Annotated in this window: 15 protein-coding genes; 13 read left to right on the forward strand and 2 right to left on the reverse strand. The window is 63.6% G+C overall.

What is annotated here, in order from left to right:
- Window positions 1-61: 61 nt before the first annotated feature.
- The gene (locus NLM31_RS16780) at window positions 62-856 is read right to left on the reverse strand and encodes a DeoR/GlpR family DNA-binding transcription regulator (RefSeq protein WP_254192937.1); all 795 of its coding nucleotides are present in this window, start codon (window positions 854-856) and stop codon (window positions 62-64) included.
- 230 nt (window positions 857-1,086) lie between these two features.
- On the opposite strand from NLM31_RS16780, the gene deoC reads away from it, so the two are divergent.
- The 8 genes from deoC to NLM31_RS16820 all read left to right on the forward strand — a co-directional run bounded on the left by deoC (window position 1,087) and on the right by NLM31_RS16820 (window position 10,564).
- Window positions 1,087-2,115, forward strand: a complete 1,029-nt coding sequence (deoC, locus tag NLM31_RS16785) for a deoxyribose-phosphate aldolase (RefSeq protein WP_375167489.1) — start codon at window positions 1,087-1,089, stop codon at window positions 2,113-2,115.
- Between the two features lie 2 nt (window positions 2,116-2,117).
- Window positions 2,118-4,505 (forward strand): aldehyde dehydrogenase family protein, encoded by a 2,388-nt coding sequence (locus tag NLM31_RS16790; RefSeq protein WP_254192938.1) that lies wholly within the window; start codon window positions 2,118-2,120, stop codon window positions 4,503-4,505.
- A gap of 80 nt (window positions 4,506-4,585) precedes the next feature.
- On the forward strand, window positions 4,586-5,041 hold the full coding sequence (locus NLM31_RS16795; RefSeq protein ID WP_254130419.1) for an RbsD/FucU family protein: 456 nt from the start codon (window positions 4,586-4,588) through the stop codon (window positions 5,039-5,041).
- Between the two features lie 5 nt (window positions 5,042-5,046).
- Complete coding sequence (gene rbsK, locus NLM31_RS16800) at window positions 5,047-5,970, forward strand: ribokinase (RefSeq protein WP_254192939.1); 924 nt, start codon at window positions 5,047-5,049, stop codon at window positions 5,968-5,970.
- Window positions 5,971-5,977: 7 nt separating this feature from the next.
- Entirely contained in the window at window positions 5,978-6,853 is an 876-nt protein-coding gene (locus NLM31_RS16805) for a carbohydrate ABC transporter permease (RefSeq protein WP_254130421.1), read from the forward strand.
- Window positions 6,850-7,887, forward strand: a complete 1,038-nt coding sequence (locus NLM31_RS16810) for a carbohydrate ABC transporter permease (RefSeq protein ID WP_254192940.1) — start codon at window positions 6,850-6,852, stop codon at window positions 7,885-7,887. Before NLM31_RS16805 ends, NLM31_RS16810 begins: the two co-directional genes overlap by 4 nt.
- Window positions 7,888-7,936: 49 nt before the next feature.
- A complete protein-coding gene (locus NLM31_RS16815) occupies window positions 7,937-9,376 on the forward strand; it encodes an extracellular solute-binding protein (protein WP_254196203.1) in 1,440 nt (479 codons plus the stop codon).
- 96 nt (window positions 9,377-9,472) lie between these two features.
- Window positions 9,473-10,564, forward strand: coding sequence for an ABC transporter ATP-binding protein (locus NLM31_RS16820; RefSeq protein WP_254130424.1), 1,092 nt, complete (start codon window positions 9,473-9,475; stop codon window positions 10,562-10,564).
- 76 nt (window positions 10,565-10,640) lie between these two features.
- On the opposite strand, the gene NLM31_RS16825 is transcribed toward NLM31_RS16820, so the two are convergent.
- The gene (locus NLM31_RS16825; protein WP_254192941.1) at window positions 10,641-11,333 is read right to left on the reverse strand and encodes an SDR family NAD(P)-dependent oxidoreductase; all 693 of its coding nucleotides are present in this window, start codon (window positions 11,331-11,333) and stop codon (window positions 10,641-10,643) included.
- Between the two features lie 239 nt (window positions 11,334-11,572).
- On the opposite strand from NLM31_RS16825, the gene NLM31_RS16830 reads away from it, so the two are divergent.
- The 5 genes from NLM31_RS16830 (at window position 11,573) to NLM31_RS16850 (ending at window position 16,621) form a co-directional block, all read left to right on the forward strand.
- Window positions 11,573-12,376 (forward strand): SDR family oxidoreductase, encoded by an 804-nt coding sequence (locus tag NLM31_RS16830; protein ID WP_254192942.1) that lies wholly within the window; start codon window positions 11,573-11,575, stop codon window positions 12,374-12,376.
- Window positions 12,369-13,571 (forward strand): pyridoxal phosphate-dependent aminotransferase, encoded by a 1,203-nt coding sequence (locus NLM31_RS16835; protein ID WP_254192943.1) that lies wholly within the window; start codon window positions 12,369-12,371, stop codon window positions 13,569-13,571. The genes NLM31_RS16830 and NLM31_RS16835 overlap by 8 nt, the downstream gene beginning before the upstream one ends.
- Before the next feature lie 221 nt (window positions 13,572-13,792).
- Window positions 13,793-14,725 carry an ABC transporter permease gene (locus NLM31_RS16840; RefSeq protein ID WP_254130428.1) on the forward strand — a complete coding sequence of 311 codons (933 nt, stop codon included), beginning with the start codon at window positions 13,793-13,795 and terminating at the stop codon, window positions 14,723-14,725.
- Complete coding sequence (locus tag NLM31_RS16845; RefSeq protein ID WP_025576071.1) at window positions 14,725-15,528, forward strand: ABC transporter permease; 804 nt, start codon at window positions 14,725-14,727, stop codon at window positions 15,526-15,528. The genes NLM31_RS16840 and NLM31_RS16845 overlap by 1 nt, the downstream gene beginning before the upstream one ends.
- A gap of 28 nt (window positions 15,529-15,556) precedes the next feature.
- Window positions 15,557-16,621 (forward strand): extracellular solute-binding protein, encoded by a 1,065-nt coding sequence (locus NLM31_RS16850; RefSeq protein WP_254192944.1) that lies wholly within the window; start codon window positions 15,557-15,559, stop codon window positions 16,619-16,621.
- Window positions 16,622-16,627: the final 6 nt, after the last annotated feature.

Here is a 16,627-nt window from a genome sequence, read left to right on the forward strand (position 1 = left end):
TTCCGCGGGACCGCGCATCGATCCGGCCGACCTGATCCGGGCGAACCAGCCCCCGTCCGGATCAGGCTGCGCTGGTGACGTATTCGACGGGGAGGCTGCGGAAGTGCTTGCGCGTGTCTGCCGACACGGAGCCACCGACGATGATCCGCGAGAACGAGCTGACGTCGGAGAAGAACGCCGGCTTGAGGCTGCCGAGCTTGCTGGCGTCGACCACGAGGATGCTCTCCATCGCGGTCGCAATGACGGCCTGCTTGATGGCGACTTCGTGAAAATTCGAGCAGCTCGCGCCGCGGGTCCAATGCAGGCCGCCGGCCGAGACGAACGCCTTGTTGACCCCGAGCCGCCGCAGATAGGACAGGCCGTCATCCGACGAGAACGACTGCGAGGACGGATGGTAGAGCCCGCCCATCAGCATCACCTGCGTCGACGGACGGTGGGTGACGATCGAGGCGACGTTCAGCGAATAGCAGATCACCGAGAGCGGCATGTCCTCAGGCAGGCAATCCGCCAGCGACTGCATCGTGGTGCCGCAGTCGATGAAGATGGTGTCGCCTTCCTTGATCGAGGCGGCTGCGGATCGGCAGGCGAGGCGCTTGTCCTGGGTGTGCTGGTCGATTTCCTGCTCGAACGTGTACTTGATCCCGGTCGGCGACGCCGCGTTGACGACGTAGCCGCCGAGCAGGGCGAGCGCCGCCTCGGGTCCGGCAAGGTCGCGCCTGACCGTCATCTCCGACACCTTCAGCAGCTCTGCGGCGTCCTTCAGATGCAGTGCGCCGCTCGTCTCGACGGCGCGACGCAGCCGCTGCAACCGCTGGACGCGGGTCTCACTGGGTCGTGCAACCGGTGTTTCAGTCATTTTCGTCACCGAGCCTGCTTATCCGGTTGACAATGATCTTACAATGATGTGAGTTTAGCAACGTCAATTTGTTACAATAATAACATCTGGTCCGAAGGGCGTTTCGCTGTCCGCGATGGCAGGCAGCAGAAGCTCCAGCGGGCAAGGGATGGGAGGGTCGCATGTTGCAATCGGCACATTCAGTCTATCTGCCGTTTCAGCCGATTCGCTAGCATCGCACGGGCGTACCGATGGCGCAGGGCGTCTTGATATCGAATCCATCCGCGGTGCCGGCGCAGCCCCATGCGCGGGATCACAATCATCCGCATCCGATCGCGCGCAACAGCGGCCGCGCGCTCGAGATGGACTGGGTCGACGAGATCAGGATCAATCTGTCCGCCGCCGAGCGCCGCGTTGCGAGCCTGCCGGGACGACGCACCGTCAAGAAGGACGCGCAGGCAGCTTGGTTGCTGAAGGCGATCACCTGCATCGACCTGACGACACTCAACGGCGACGATACAGCCGAACGCGTAAAGCGCCTCTGCGCCAAGGCGAGGGCGCCGTTGCGAAGCGACCTGCTCGAGGCGCTCGGCTTTGCCGGGCGCGGGCTGCATACCGGCGCGATCTGCGTCTATCACCGCTTCGTCGCAACCGCAGTCGAAGCGCTCGACGGATATGACATCCCGGTCGCGGCGGTCTCGACCGGATTTCCTGCGGGACTCATACCCCACGATCTCAAGCTCAAGGAGATCGAGGCGTCCGTCAGGGACGGTGCGCAGGAGATCGACATTGTCATCACCCGTGAGCACGTGCTGACCGGAGATTGGCGCGCTCTCTACGCCGAGGTCCGGGACTTCCGCGCGGCCTGCGGCGATGCGCATCTCAAGACAATCCTGGCGACCGGCGACCTCAAGACTTTGCGCAACGTCGCAAAGGCGTCGATGGTCTGCATGATGGCCGGCGCCGACTTCATCAAGACCTCCACCGGCAAGGAGGGTGTCAATGCCACGCTGCCGGTGACGCTCGCGATGCTGCGCATGATCAGGGTCTATGAGGAGCGCACCGGCTTCAAGATCGGCTTCAAGCCGGCCGGCGGAATTTCGACGGCGAAGGACGTGCTCAACTACCAGTTCCTGATGAAGGAGGAGTTGGGACGCGAATGGCTCGAACCGGAACTGTTTCGCGTCGGCGCATCGAGCCTGCTCGCCGACATCGAGCGCCAGCTTGAGCATCACGTTACCGGCCGCTACTCGGCCTTCAACCGTCACCCCGTGGGCTGAGCATGAGCATCGCACATTACTACGAGACCATGGATTATGGTCCCGCTCCCGAGGCGGATGGTGAGGCGCGCGCCTGGCTGAAACGGCACGAGGCGACGTTCGGGCATTTCATCGCGGGCAAATTTGCCGCGCCGGCGTCGGGCAAGCATCTGACGACGATCGAGCCGGCCACCGGAAAGACGCTGGCCAAACTCGCGCAAGGCATCGCAGCCGATGTCGAGGCTGCCGTCGGTGCCGCGCGATCGGCGCAGCCGCAATGGGCGAAACTCGGTGGCCACGGCCGTGCCCGTCACCTTTATGCGCTGGCGCGCATGCTGCAACGTCATGCTCGTCTGTTCGCGGTGCTGGAAGCGATCGACAATGGCAAGCCGGTCAGGGAAACCCGCGATCTCGACGTGCCACTCGCTGCGCGCCACTTCCTGTATCACGCCGGCTGGGCGCAATTGCAGGAGCGCGAATTCGCCGACCATGTGCCGGTCGGCGTGATCGGCCAGATCATCCCTTGGAACTTTCCGCTGCTGATGCTGGCCTGGAAGATCGCGCCGGCGCTGGCGACCGGCAACACCGTGGTGCTGAAGCCGGCGGAATTCACCTCGCTCACTGCGCTGCTGTTCGCCGAGCTCGCGGCGGAAGCCGGCCTGCCGCCCGGCGTATTGAATGTGGTGACGGGCGATGGCGCCACTGGCGCGCTGCTGGTCGAAAATCCTGATGTCGACAAGATCGCCTTCACGGGATCGACCGAGGTCGGGCGGTTGATCCGTCAGTCGACCGCAGGCAGTGGCAAGTCGCTGACGCTCGAGCTCGGCGGCAAGTCGCCGTTCATCGTGTTCGACGACGCCGATATCGATGGCGCTGTCGAAGGCGTGGTCGATGCGATCTGGTTCAACCAGGGCCAGGTCTGTTGCGCCGGATCGCGGCTGCTGCTGCAGGAAGGCATCGCCGAGACATTCCGCAAGCGCCTGATCCGCCGCATGGAGACGCTGCGTGTTGGTCCGCCGCTCGACAAGGCGATCGACATGGGCGCGGTGGTCGCGCCGGTGCAGCTCGAGCGGATCAAGGCGCTGGTCGAAACCGGCGTCAAGGAGGGCGCCGAGAAGTATCAGGCGCCGGGGGCGATCCCCGCTGAAGGCTGCTTCTATCCCCCGACCTTGCTCTGGAATGTGCATCCGTCCTCGACCGTGGCGATCGAAGAGATCTTCGGCCCCGTGCTGGTCGCGATGACCTTCCGCACGCCCGATGAGGCGGTGATGCTCGCCAACAACACGCGTTATGGCCTTGCCGCCAGCGTGTGGAGCGAAACCATCGGGCTCGCGCTCGACATCGCGCCAAAGCTTCAGGCCGGCGTGGTCTGGGTCAACGCGACCAATTTGTTCGACGCCAGCGTCGGCTTCGGCGGCTACCGCGAGTCCGGGTTCGGGCGCGAGGGCGGCCGGGAGGGCCTCACCGAATATCTCAAGCCGAAGGCGTGGAGTGGGCGGAAAGCGCGAGCCAAGCTGGCGCCATCCCCTGAAGCCTCGACCGAGGGTGCCGGGTTTGGCACGCCGTCGATCGACCGAACCGCCAAGCTTTTCGTTGGCGGCAAGCAAGTCCGCCCCGATGGAAATTATTCGCGCGCGGTGCTGTCGCCGAAAGGGCGGCACCTCGGCGAAGCCGGCGAAGGCAATCGCAAGGACATCCGTAATGCGGTGGCGGCCGCGCGCTCCGCCGAGGGCTGGGCGCGGGCGACGGCGCATAATCGCGCCCAAATCCTCTACTACCTTGCCGAGAATCTGTCCGCACGCGGCGATGAGTTCACCCGGCGCATCGGCGATATGACCGGCGTCTCGCCCGCAAAGGCGCGCGCGGAGGTCGAGGCGAGTATCGAACGGCTGTTCAGCTATGGGGCCTGGGCCGACAAATACGAGGGTACGATCCACGCACCGCCGTTGCGCGGCGTGGCGCTGGCCATGCATGAGCCGATCGGCGTGGTCGGGGTGGCCTGCCCGGACGAGGCCCCGTTGCTCGGCTTCATCAGCCTGGTGGCACCGTTGATTGCGATGGGCAACCGTGTCGTCACTGTGCCGAGCGAACGGCATCCGCTTGCCGCGACCGATTTCTATCAGGTGCTGGAGACGTCGGACGTGCCGGCAGGCGTCGTCAACATCGTCACCGGCGAGCGCGATGCGCTGGCAAAGGTCCTTGCCGAGCACGACGACGTCGATGGGCTCTGGGTGTTCGGCTCGCAGGAGGCCTCGACGGCCGCGGAGCGGCTGTCGGTCGGCAACCTCAAGCGCACGCTGGTCGACCACGGCCTGGCGCTCGATTGGTACGACAGGGCGGCGAGCGAAGGTCCAATCCTGCTCCGCCATGCGGTGCAGGTGAAGAACATCTGGATTCCCTACGGGGATTAAAGACGTCACCTCGTGGTGATATGGGTTGGCATCCGGACCGTCAGAGTTCGGAGGATTTGAAGACAAGAGAGGGACGCAACATGCTCAAGGGCATCAATCCACTGCTCAATGCCGACGTGCTGTATGCCTTGCGCGCAATGGGGCACGGCGACCGCCTCGTGGTGTGCGACACCAATTTCCCGGCCGACTCGATCGCGCGCCAGACCGTGTTCGGCGAGCTGCTTCGCATCGACAACGTCAGCACGGCCAAGGCGATCGAGGCCATCCTCTCGGTGATGCCGCTCGATACGTTCGTGGACGATGCCGCGATCCGCATGGAGATCGTCGGCCAGCCGCAGGAGGTGCCGCCGGTGCAGCGCGAGGTGCAGGCCGCGATCGACCGCGCCGAGGGACGCTCCTGGCCGCTGGTCGGGGTCGAGCGCCATGCCTTTTATGAGAAGGCCAAGGCAGCCTACTGCGTGATCGCCACCGGTGAGCGGCGCTTCTACGGCTGCTTCCTGTTCTCCAAGGGCGTCATCGCGCCGGACGGAGAGTAACGACCATGAGCAAGACTGGCGTCGCAGTGCTCGGCATCTTCGTCGTCGATCTGGCCTTCCGGGCCGGCAACATGCCTGCGATCGGCGAAACCATCGCAGGCTCAGGATTTGCCATGGGACCGGGCGGCAAGGGATCGAACCAGGCCGTGGCCGCCGCACGCGCGGGCGCGGACGTGACCTTCATTTCCCGGATCGGTCGTGACGCCTTCGGTGATCTCGCCATCAAGACCTGGGAAGCCGAAGGCATCAAACCGCGCGTCGCCAGGGCTGCGGATGCACCGACCGGCGCTGCCTTCATCTATGTCCACGAGACGCGCGGCGACAACGCGATCATCGTGGTGAGCGGAGCGGCCGACGGTCTTAGCCCCGCCGACGTCGATGCGGCGGCGGATGCGATCCGGACCAGCCGCGTCTTCGTGACCCAGCTCGAGCAACCGGTCGCGGCTGCGCAGCGCGGTCTCGAGATCGCGCGCGCCGCGGGCAGCATCACCGTATTCAACCCGGCTCCTGCGCTCAAATTCGACGATGGCCTGTTTGCCTTGTGCGACTACGTCGTTCCCAACGAGACCGAGGCCGAAGCACTGACCGGGATCGCGGTGAGCGATCTTGACGGCGCCCGCCGCGCCGGAGATGCGTTGCTGGCCAAGGGCGCGGGGACTGCGCTGATCACGCTCGGCGAACGCGGGGCGCTGTTCCACGGGCGAGATCGCTCGTTGCACGTGCCGCCGTTCGCCGCCGGCAAGGTGGTCGAAACCGCGGGTGCGGGCGATGCGTTCGTCGGCGGCTTCGCAGCAGCGCTTGCGGGTGGCGCCGATCCACTGGACGCGGCGCGCTTCGGTTCGGCCACGGCCGGGATTTCCGTGACGCGCGCGGGAACTGCGCCTGCCATGCCGCGGCGTGCCGAGATCGAAGCCCTGTTGAAGCGATGATCTGCTCATGATGCGGAACGATCCGATCAAGCATGTCTTCATCTGGCCGGCGGTGCTCGTCGTGCTGGCGATCTCGATCTTTCCACTGATCTACTCGTTCACCACGAGCTTCCTCAGCTATCGTCTGATACCGCCGATCCCGCCGCGGGTCGTGTGGTTCGGTAACTATGCGACGCTCTTGCAGGAGCCGCGCTTCTGGAATGCGATCTTCACGACGACGCTGATCGCGTTCATCGCCGTCGGGTTGCAATATGTGATCGGGTTTGGCGTTGCACTCGCGCTGAACGCGCGCGTTCCGGGGGAGCGGCTGTTTCGCGTGGCCTTGCTGCTGCCCATGCTGCTGGCCCCGGTTGCGGTCGCCCTTGTTGCCCGCATGATCTTCAATCCGACCATGGGTCCGCTCAACCAGTTCCTGTCCATGTTTGGCCTCTCGAACCTGCCATTCCTCACCAACGGCCATTGGGCGCTCGCCTGCATCATCGCGGTTGAGATCTGGCAATGGACCCCGTTCGTCATCCTGATGATGCTGGCCGGCCTGCAAACGCTCCCCGAGGATGTCTACGAGGCGGCGGAGCTCGAGAACGCCAGCGCCTGGCAGCAGTTCTGGGGCATCACCTTTCCGATGATGCTGCCGATCTCCGCGGCGGTCGTCTTCATCCGCCTGATCGAGAGCTACAAGATCATGGACACCGTCTTCGTGATGACGGGCGGCGGGCCGGGCGTGGACACCGAGACGCTGACGCTGTTTGCCTATCAGGAGGGCTTCAAGAAGTTCAACCTCGGCTACACCTCGGCGCTCAGCTTCCTGTTCCTGATCGCGATCACGATCATCGGCGTGACCTATCTGGCGCTGCTGCGCCCGCATCTGGAGAAGCGTCGATGAGCGGGCAGGGCCTTACCGGACTGTCGAGCTGGAGCCGCCGCCTTGTCGCGGCCGGTGTCTTCGCGTGGTGTCTGATCACGGCGTTTCCGCTCTATTGGGTGGTGGTGACGGCGTTCAAGACCCCGCCGGGCGTGGTCGGCGGCCCGACCTATATTCCGTTCGTCGATTTCACGCCGACCCTGCAGCCCTTCATTGATCTTTATCAGGGTATCCGGGGCGAGTTTTTCCGGACATTCCTGAACTCGACAATCGTCGGCCTGTCGGCCGCGGCGATCGCGACTGCCATCGGCGCGATGGCGGCCTATGCGCTGGTACGGTTCGAGTTCAAGGTGCGCTTCGGCGCGGGCCTGATCTTCTTCCTGCTCGCGCTCGGCGGTTATCTGCTGTTCAACAATTCGCTCGGATTCACCCGCGCGCAGGCGCTGCTGCTGGCGTTCCCGATCGCGCTTGCCGCTGCCATCCTGGCCAACCGCCTGCCGCTGCCGGGGCCGATCCTCGGCAATGAGGACATCCTGTTCTGGTTCGTCAGCCAGCGCATGTTTCCGCCGATCGTCACGGCTTTCGCGTTGTATCTGCTCTACAGCGAAATCGGCCGGCTCGGCTTCCAGCTCATCGACAGCTATGTCGGCCTGACGCTGTGTTACGTCGCATTCTCGTTGCCGATCGTGGTCTGGCTGATGCGCGACTTCTTCGAGGCCATCCCGATCGAGGTCGAGGAAGCCGCGATGGTCGACAACGTGCCGAGCTGGCGCATCTTCCTCGGCATCGTGGTGCCGATGTCGATGAATGGACTGCTGGCGACCTTCATGATCACGCTGGCCTTCGTCTGGAACGAGTTCTTGTTCGCTCTGTTCCTGACCAATTCCAGATGGCAGACGCTGCCGATCCTGGTGGCGGGACAGAACAGCCAGCGCGGCGACGAATGGTGGGCGATCTCGGCCGCGGCGCTCGTCGCCATCATTCCGATGATGATCATGGCAGGCCTGCTCAGTCGCATGATGCGGTCGGGCCTGCTGCTCGGGGCAATCAAATAGCAAAAACTCATCTAGGGAGGACTGGACGATGTTGCGACGGACGTTTCTGATGCTGACCACCTCGCTCGCGATGGCTTGCGTTGCGAGCCAGGCGAACGCTGCCTGTAGTCCGGATTACTCCGGCGTCACCCTGACGGTGGCGTCGCAGACCGGACCGTATATCGCCTCCGCGCTCAAGCTCGGCGCGGACGAATGGACCAAGAAGACCTGCGGCAAGGTCAATGTGGTCGAGTTTCCGTGGTCGGAGCTCTACCCGAAGATTGTTACATCGCTGACGGGATCGGACGCGACGTTCGATCTGGTCAGCTTTGCGCCGGCCTGGCTGCCCGACTTCGTCTCCTATCTCAGCGAGATGCCGAAAGAGATGCAGTCCGGCAAGGATTGGGACGATGTCGAGCCGGCCTATCGCGAGCGCCTGATGGTGTGGGAAGGCAAGATCTATTCGCAGTCGATGGACGGTGACGTTCACACCTACACCTATCGCACCGACCTGTTCAGCGATCCCAAGGAGAAGGACGCCTTCAAGGCCAAGTACGGCTACGACCTGGCGCCGCCAAAGACCTGGAAGCAATATCTCGATATCGCGGAGTTCTTCCAGCGCCCCGACAAGGGTCTCTGGGGCACGGCGGAAGCGTTCCGCCGCGGCGGCCAGCAGTTCTGGTTCTTCTTCAGCCACGCGGCGGCCTACACCAACAACCCGAACTATCCGGGTGCGATGTTCTTCGACCCCGAAACGATGGACGCCCAGATCAATAATCCGGGCTGGGTGAAGGGACTGGAAGAGTACATCCGCGCTTCCAAGCTTGGCCCGCCCAATGCGCTGAACTTCTCGTTCGGCGAGGTCAATGCCGCCGTGGCCGGCGGCCAGGTGGCCGAGTCGATCGGTTGGGGCGATACCGGCGTGATCGCCGCCGATCCCAAGCAGTCGAAGATCTCCGGCAAGGTGGGCTCCGCGGTGCTGCCCGGCTCTGACGAGATCTGGAACGCCAAGACCAAGAAGTGGGACAAGTTCCCGGCAGTGCTGCCGGCACCCTTCATGGCGTTCGGCGGCTGGCAGATTGCCGTGCCGAAGGTGGGCAAGAACCAGCAGGCGGCATGGGATTTCGTCAAGACGCTGACAAGCCCCGAAGTCTCTGGCCAAGCCGCGATTACCGGCGGTACGGGTGTCAACCCATACCGCAAGTCGCACACCGCGAATCTGGAGTTGTGGAGCAAGATCTTCTCGCCGCAGGAGGCCAAGGAATATCTCGGCGCCCAGGCCGACTCTATTAACGGCAAGAACGTCGCGCTCGACATGCGTTTGCCCGGCTATTTCTCCTACACCGAGGTTGTGGAGATCGAGCTCGGCAAGGCGTTGGCCGGCCAGACCACGCCGCAGGCCGCACTGGACGCGGTCGCGAAGGAATGGAATCGCCTGACCGACGAGTTCGGCCGCGCGAAGCAACTGGCAGCCTATCGCGCGGCGATGGGCCTTCCGCCCAAGAACTAACTGAAGAACTGACCTCCGCTGAGACTTCCCCGGATGATGCGTCAGCATCATCCGGGCTTTGTTGGCCGTCGATATGAGGGACGGAAAAAGGAATCCATGGCGCACGTCGAGATCGAAAACGTCAGCAAGGCATATGGGCCCTACAAGATCATCGAGGGGCTCGATCTGAACGTCGCCGACGAGGAGTTCGTCGTGCTTGTCGGCCCGTCCGGCTGCGGCAAGACCACGACGTTGCGCATGATTGCAGGGCTGGAGGCGGTCACCAGCGGAAACATCCGCATCGGCAACCGCGACGTGACGCAGCTGCGTCCGGGCTTGCGCAATTGTGCGATGGTGTTCCAGAACTATGCGCTCTACCCGCATATGACGGTCGGGGAGAACATCGGCTACGGCATGAAAGTGCGGGGCGACTCGCGCGCCGGCATCGCAAAAGCAGTCCAGGACGTGGCGCGTGTTCTCGACCTCGAGCAATATCTGGACCGCAGGCCCAAGCAACTCTCCGGCGGGCAGCGCCAGCGCGTTGCGATCGGCCGTGCCATCGTGCGCAGCCCGGACGTGTTTCTGTTCGACGAGCCGTTGTCGAACCTCGACGCCAAGCTCCGCATCGAGATGCGGACCGAGATCAAGGCGCTGCATCGCCGTCTCGCCAAGACAATCGTCTATGTCACGCACGATCAAGTCGAGGCGATGACCATGGCGGATCGTGTCGTGGTGATGAATCGCGGCCGGATCGAGCAGGCGGCCGATCCGATCACGATCTACGAGAAGCCCAGCAATCTCTTCGTCGCGGGCTTCATGGGCGCACCCAGCATGAATTTCATCCATGGCGAGATTGCCGCGCGTGATGGCGCGCTGGTCTTCACCGAGCCGTCGGGGACGTCGTTAAGATTGCCGAAGTCCCGCGAGGCGGCCTATGCAGGGAGCGTCGGCAAGCCGGTTGTGCTCGGCGTGCGGCCCGACCATGTGCTCCGGCAAGATGCGCCGATGGGCTCATCCGTCCGCTTGATGGTGAAGGACGTGGAGCCGCTCGGGCCGCATACGCTCGTGATTGGAACCGTAGGCGCATTTCCGTTCACGGCTCAGATGCCGGTCGGTGTCGCTGCGGCGCCGGATCGCTTGATAGACGTCGCTCTTGATCTGGAGCGAACGCACCTGTTCGACAAGGTCTCGGGGAAGGCCATTAGTTAGCCTTCGGTTCTCGCGGGCGTCGTTTCCTTGCGTTCGCTTCAGTTCTCTGCGGGGACCTGGCGGTTCCCGCCGGGCCTCAAAGCATCGGCTCGAACTGGCAGTGCACGAGCATCTCGGAGACTGAGGCGTTGTTCGGCAGCATGAGTGCGGTTTCCACCATGCCGGCGATGTCGTCCGGCTGGCTCATCTCGTGGCGGGGGATCTCGTCGTCGTTGAGCGTCATGTCGGTGGCAACGTAGCCCGGGCAGATCACCGTCGCCCGAATGCCGGCCGCGCGTCCCTCCCGGCGCATGCCGTGGGTGAGTGCAACAATTGCGAACTTGGTCATGGCGTAGCCGACGTTGCTCCCCACGCGCTTTCCGGAGAGGGACCCCAGATTGATGACCCGGCCGTGACCGCAGACGGCCAAATGAGGGAGGGTGGCTCTGACGAGGCGCAGCGGACCCTTGACGTTGACGCGCCACATTTCATCCAGCTCGTTCTCGCCTTCGTCGGAGACACGGACCTTCGGATTGATGCCGGCGGTGTTGACGATGGCGTCGACGCCACCCCACCGCGCAACCGTTGCGTTGACCCAGGAGCCTGGGCTCTTGGCGTCCTCGGCATCATAGCGGTGCGTCATGAGCCTCTCGCTCTCGGGGAGGCGGCTTGGATCGCGAAGCCCGGCCGATACCCGGAAGCCCGAGGCCAGGAGCCGTTCGACGACGGCGCGTCCGATGCCGCGCGAAGCCCCCGAGACCATGACGATCCGATTGCCGACTTCCAACATCCTGATCCGTCTCCCATGGGCGAGCGAAGAGCCTCGGAAAATCTAAGGGGATACGTGCGGCGACGAGTAAGAGAAATTCACTCTGCCTGCATCGGGTGTGCTTATGGCTCGCGCCCCCGACGACGTTCGGGCGGGATATTGGATGTCCTTATGAGGGCAGAACAAATCTGCTGTATGCCTGCCTCGGCCTCCGCACGTAACTTTCTGCCGCTCTGGCTGACGGCAAGAGAACCTTGCGGATGGGATTTTCGGACTATCGAACGGCGTTGGTGACGGGCGCGTCCTCAGGTATCGGGGCTGCGACGGTTCGGCGCCTCCGCGCCGAGGGGCTCGAGGTGCACGCACTGGCGCGCGACGTTCGCCGGCTGGCCGGCCTGTCGGCCGAGACCGGATGTCGCACATGCGCGGTCGATGTGAACGATCTCGACGCCCTGAAGCATCTTGCGAGCTCGGCCGAATTCGATGTCCTCGTCAACAATGCCGGCCAGTCGCGGCGCGGCAATATCCTGGATACGGCGCCTGATGATGTCGACACCTTGGTCGACGTCAATCTGCGCGCGGTCCTACACCTGACGCGGTTGATCGCTCCGGGCATGGCGAGGCGCAATCGCGGCCACGTGGTCAACGTCTCGTCGATCGCCGGTCACTATGCCTTCGGCGAGAACGCCACGACATTCAATTCATCCGTGGCCTATCACGCGACCAAGGCGGGCATTCATTCGCTGTCGCAGCAATTGCGCGTCGATCTTTACGGCACCTGCGTTCGCGTCACCGAAGTCTCGCCCGGGCGGGTGGCGACGAGCATCTTCCAGAACCAGAACGCCGCCGACAACCCGGATGCCCGCTTCGTCGGGGGCTTCGAGACTTTGCAGTCCGAAGACGTCGCGGATGCCATTGCGTTCGCGGTGGGGTCGCCGGCGCGGATGAACGTCGCGACGATCGAGGTCGTACCCACGTTCCAGGTCGTCGGCGAATTGCGATTTGCGAGCCGATCCGAGGCCGCACGTTTGAAAGAGATGAGAAGTGGAGCTGACAATGCCTGAACTCGCAAACCGCCTCAAAACCGTGAAGGTGTCGGCCTCGGCGGCGATGACGGACAAGGCGCGAGAGCTCCGCGCCGCGGGCGTCAAGATCGTGGGCCTGTCGTCCGGCGAGCCCGATTTTCCGACGCCGCCGCATGCGATCGAGGCTGCACATCGGGCGGCCCTTGCCGGCGATACCAAATATCCGGCGCAGCCGGGGACTGTCGCGCTGCGGACCGCCGTCCAGCGCAAGTTCAAGCGCGAGAATAATCTCGACTATGCCCTCGACGAGATCCTGATCGCCAATGGCGGCAAGCAGATCATCTTCAACGCGCTGTTCGCGACCTGCAATCCCGGCGACGAGGTCGTCATCCCGGCGCCGGGCTGGATCACCTATGCGGACATCGTTCTTCTGGCGGAGGCGACGCCCGTCGCGGTGCCGTGCCCGGAGAACAACCAGTTCAAGCTCCGTCCGGCAGACCTTGAGGCGGCGATCACGCCCAGGACGAAGTGGCTGATCCTTAATTTTCCCAACAATCCGACCGGCGCGGCATGCACCCGCGAGGAGATGCGCGCGATCGCCGACGTCATGCTGAAGCACCCCGACGTCTGGATCCTCACCGACGACATCTACGAACATCTCACCTATGACGGTTTCGAGTTCTGCACCATCGCCGAGGTCGAGCCGAAGCTGAAGAATCGCGTCGTGACCGTGAACGGCGCCTCCAAGGCCTACGCCATGACCGGCTGGCGGGTCGGCTATTGCGGCGGCCCCAAGGACCTGATCGCGGCGATGAACAATGTCCACGGTCAGGCGACCGGCGGAATCTGCACGGTGAGCCAGGCCGCGGCCGTCGCGGTCCTGGACGGGCCGCAGGACTACCTGAAGGAACGCGCTGACATTTATCGCGACCGGCGCGATCTGGTGGTCAAGCTCCTCAATCAGATTCCGGGCATCACTTGCCACAAGCCGGAGGGGGCCTTCTACGTGTTTCCCAACATCACCGGCTGCATCGGCAAGACCACGAAGGGCGGGCGACGGCTGGAAACCGATGCCGACTTCATCTCGGCGCTACTGGAGGAGCAGCATGTCGCTGCGGTACCCGGGGGCGCATACGGCATGAGCCCGTATTTCCGCATTTCCTACGCGACCGATACCGAATCGCTGAGGGAAGGCTGCCGGCGTATCGCGAGCTTCTGCGAAAGCCTGCGCTGACCGGGCATTGATATGTCAGGAGGCTTGGCCCTCGGCGGAGAAGGAAAGATGCACCCGGCGGCATTCGTCGACCAAGATCGGAGCAGTATGCCGAACCAATTGTCATAATCGTTCCTAATGCCCCTAAACGAAGATGTTCTTGGTCCTGTAGGATGTCGACGCATAAGCTTTGTGCAAAGAGGGGTATTGCCTTGGTATCGCGCAGTCGAGGACGGCCAGCGATGACCACCAGCGACGATGCGGTGGCGGTCTTAGGTGTTCAAGCTCCACCGGTCACCGGGCGGGCATCGCGGTGGCGTCTGGCTCTGCCGGTCGGGCTTCTCGCCGTCCCGATGCTGGCATTCCTGACGTACTTCTTCTTCTATCCGGCGCTGGGACTGCTGTTCTCGAGCATCCAGACGCAGGACAGCCGCGGCATCATCGGCCGTCCCTTCACCCTTGCGCACTACGCCCGTCTGATCAACGTCGAGCTCTACGCCCGCGTGCTCTGGACGACGCTGCGGATCAGCATCATCACCTCCGCGCTCGCGACGGTGCTCGCCTATCCCGTTGCGCTGGTGATGGTCAAAAGCCGTCCGATGGTCACGCGCATCATCACCTTGATCGTCATCGCGCCCCTGATCGTCAGCGTGGTCGTTCGTGGATACGGCTGGCAGCTCGTGCTCCAGAACGGTCCGAAGGGCATGCTGAACTGGATCCTGATGACGCTGCATATCGTCGATGCGCCGATATCGGTCCTCTACACCGAGGTCGCCGTCGTCATTGGGTCGCTGCATGTGTTCTTCCCGATGATGGTTCTGCCGCTGGCCTCGGCGCTCGGCAAGATCGATCCCAACCTCGAAGACGCAGCCCGGATGCTGGGCGCGCCGTGGTGGAAGGTATTTCTTCGCGTGACGCTGCCGTTGAGCATGCCGGGCTTCGTGGCGGGCTTTACCCTGGTGTTCTCGCTCACCGCCGGCTCCTTCGTCATTCCAGCGATCCTCGGCGGGGCTTCGGCGGTCATGCTCGGCAATCTGATCGAGCAGCAGATCTTCGTCGTCTATGACTGGCCGTTCGGCGCCGCGATTGCCGTCGTTCTCGTCGGCCTGGTCCTCGCGGTCAACGGCGTCTCGATGTGGCTTCTGGAAGGACGGCGTCTCAGGAGGCCCGACTGATGGACGAGCGGTTTTCCGGCTTCGGCGCCTTCATCCTCTACACCATCACCGCCGGCATGATGCTGTTCATCCTGGCGCCGCTGCTCCTCGTCATGGCGGTGTCGGTTTCCGATTCCTATTTCGTGACGTTCCCGCCGCAGGGCTTCACGCTGAAATGGTATGCCAAGGTTCTCCAGGACCGCGACTTCCTCGAGGCGATGCGGCTGAGCATTCTGCTCGCGCTCGGCACGACGGCGGGCTCGCTGCTGTTCGGCGTGCCCGCGGCTTTTGCGCTGGTCCGTGGCAGGTTCTTTGGCCTGGCGGCGATCAAGGGTTTCTTGCTGTCGCCGCTGATTTTCCCGGCGCTGGTCACGGGCCTGGCGCTGCTTCAGGTCCTGACCAAGCTCGGATCGCAGGATGCGCGGCTCAACCTCCTGATCGGGCATGTGGTCGTGACGTCGCCCTATGTGATCCGCACCGTCGTCACCAGCCTCCAGCTGGTGGATGAGAACCTGGAGGATGCGGCGCGGACCCTCGGCGCAAACCGGCTGACGACATTCTGGCGCGTGACGCTGCCGCAGATCGCCTCGGGCGTCGCCGCCGGCGGGCTGTTCGCCTTCATGGTGTCCTTCGACAATTATCCGGTCACGATGTGGCTGGCGAACTCGGAATATTCGCCCGTGCCGCTCGTGCTGATGCGGCAACTGGTCAACGTCTTTGATCCTTCCGTGCCGGCGATGTCGACGATCATCATCCTGATGGCGATGGTCGGCGTGCTCCTGCTGGAGAAACTGGTCGGCCTTCGCCGCGCGCTGGCTGCCTGATGTGCATTGGTAGATGGAGATTGGACCCATGAAGCTGACACGTAGGACTCTCATTAAAGCCGGTGCATCCGCGGTAGCCTTCCCGACGATCATCAGCCGATCGTGGGCGCAGGACGCCAAGCAACTGCACGTCGGCGTCTACAACTCCGCGCTGGGCAAGCTGATCCAGAAGGAGGTCATTCCGAAGTTCGAGGCCGAGTTCAAGTGCCGCGTCTTCACGATCGAGGGCGCGACGCTCTCCAACATCGCCGCCCTCCGCGCCACGCGTGATACGCCGCGCTTCAGCATGATGATGATGGACGATGTCGGCATCCCCCAGGCCAAGCAGGAAGGGCTGATCGACAAGCTCGATGCGGCCAAGATTCCGAATCTTGCCAAGGTCTATCCGCGCTATCTCTTCGAAGAGGATTATGGCGTCGGCTTCTCGATCTCGAGCGCGGCCATGTTCATCAATCCACAGGTGACGAAGCCGCTCGAGAGCTACGAGCAGATCTTCGACGCAAAATACCGCAAGCAGATATTGCTCAACACGCCAAAGAACACCCAGAGCGTGCTGATGCTGATCGTGGCGACGGCGCTGACGACGGGCAAGTCGCTGAAGGAAGCGCAATATCTCGTCGATAGCGGCTGGGACAAGCTCGCGACCCTCAAGCCCAACGTCCTCACGATCTACGACAGCGAGGCGCAGGTGCTCCAGGTGGCCCAGGGCCAGGCGACGATCGGCGGTATCGAATATTCGAAGGCCATCTATCCGCACACGGCCAAGGGCATGCCGCTCGACATGACGTTCCCCAAGGAAGGCGCCTTCACCGGCATCAACAGCATGACGCTGGTCAAGAATGCGCCGGAGCCCGAGCTTGCCTGTGCCCTGATCAACCGTATTCTCGAGCCATCGGTCGCCAAGATGCTGTCCGAGCAGACGCTCAGCGCGCCGTCGGTGAGCGGCATCGACTTCAAGCCGGAGACGGCCAAGTTCCTGGCCTATCCCGACACCAAGGCCGCCGATCTCGGACTGTTCACGCCGGATTGGAAGTTCATCGTTCCACGCCGCGGCCCGTGGCTGGAGCGCTATAATCAGGTGTTCACGAGCTAGGACAGG

Origin of the sequence: Bradyrhizobium sp. CCGUVB4N (assembly GCF_024199945.1) — a bacterium.
Lineage (GTDB): Bacteria > Pseudomonadota > Alphaproteobacteria > Rhizobiales > Xanthobacteraceae > Bradyrhizobium.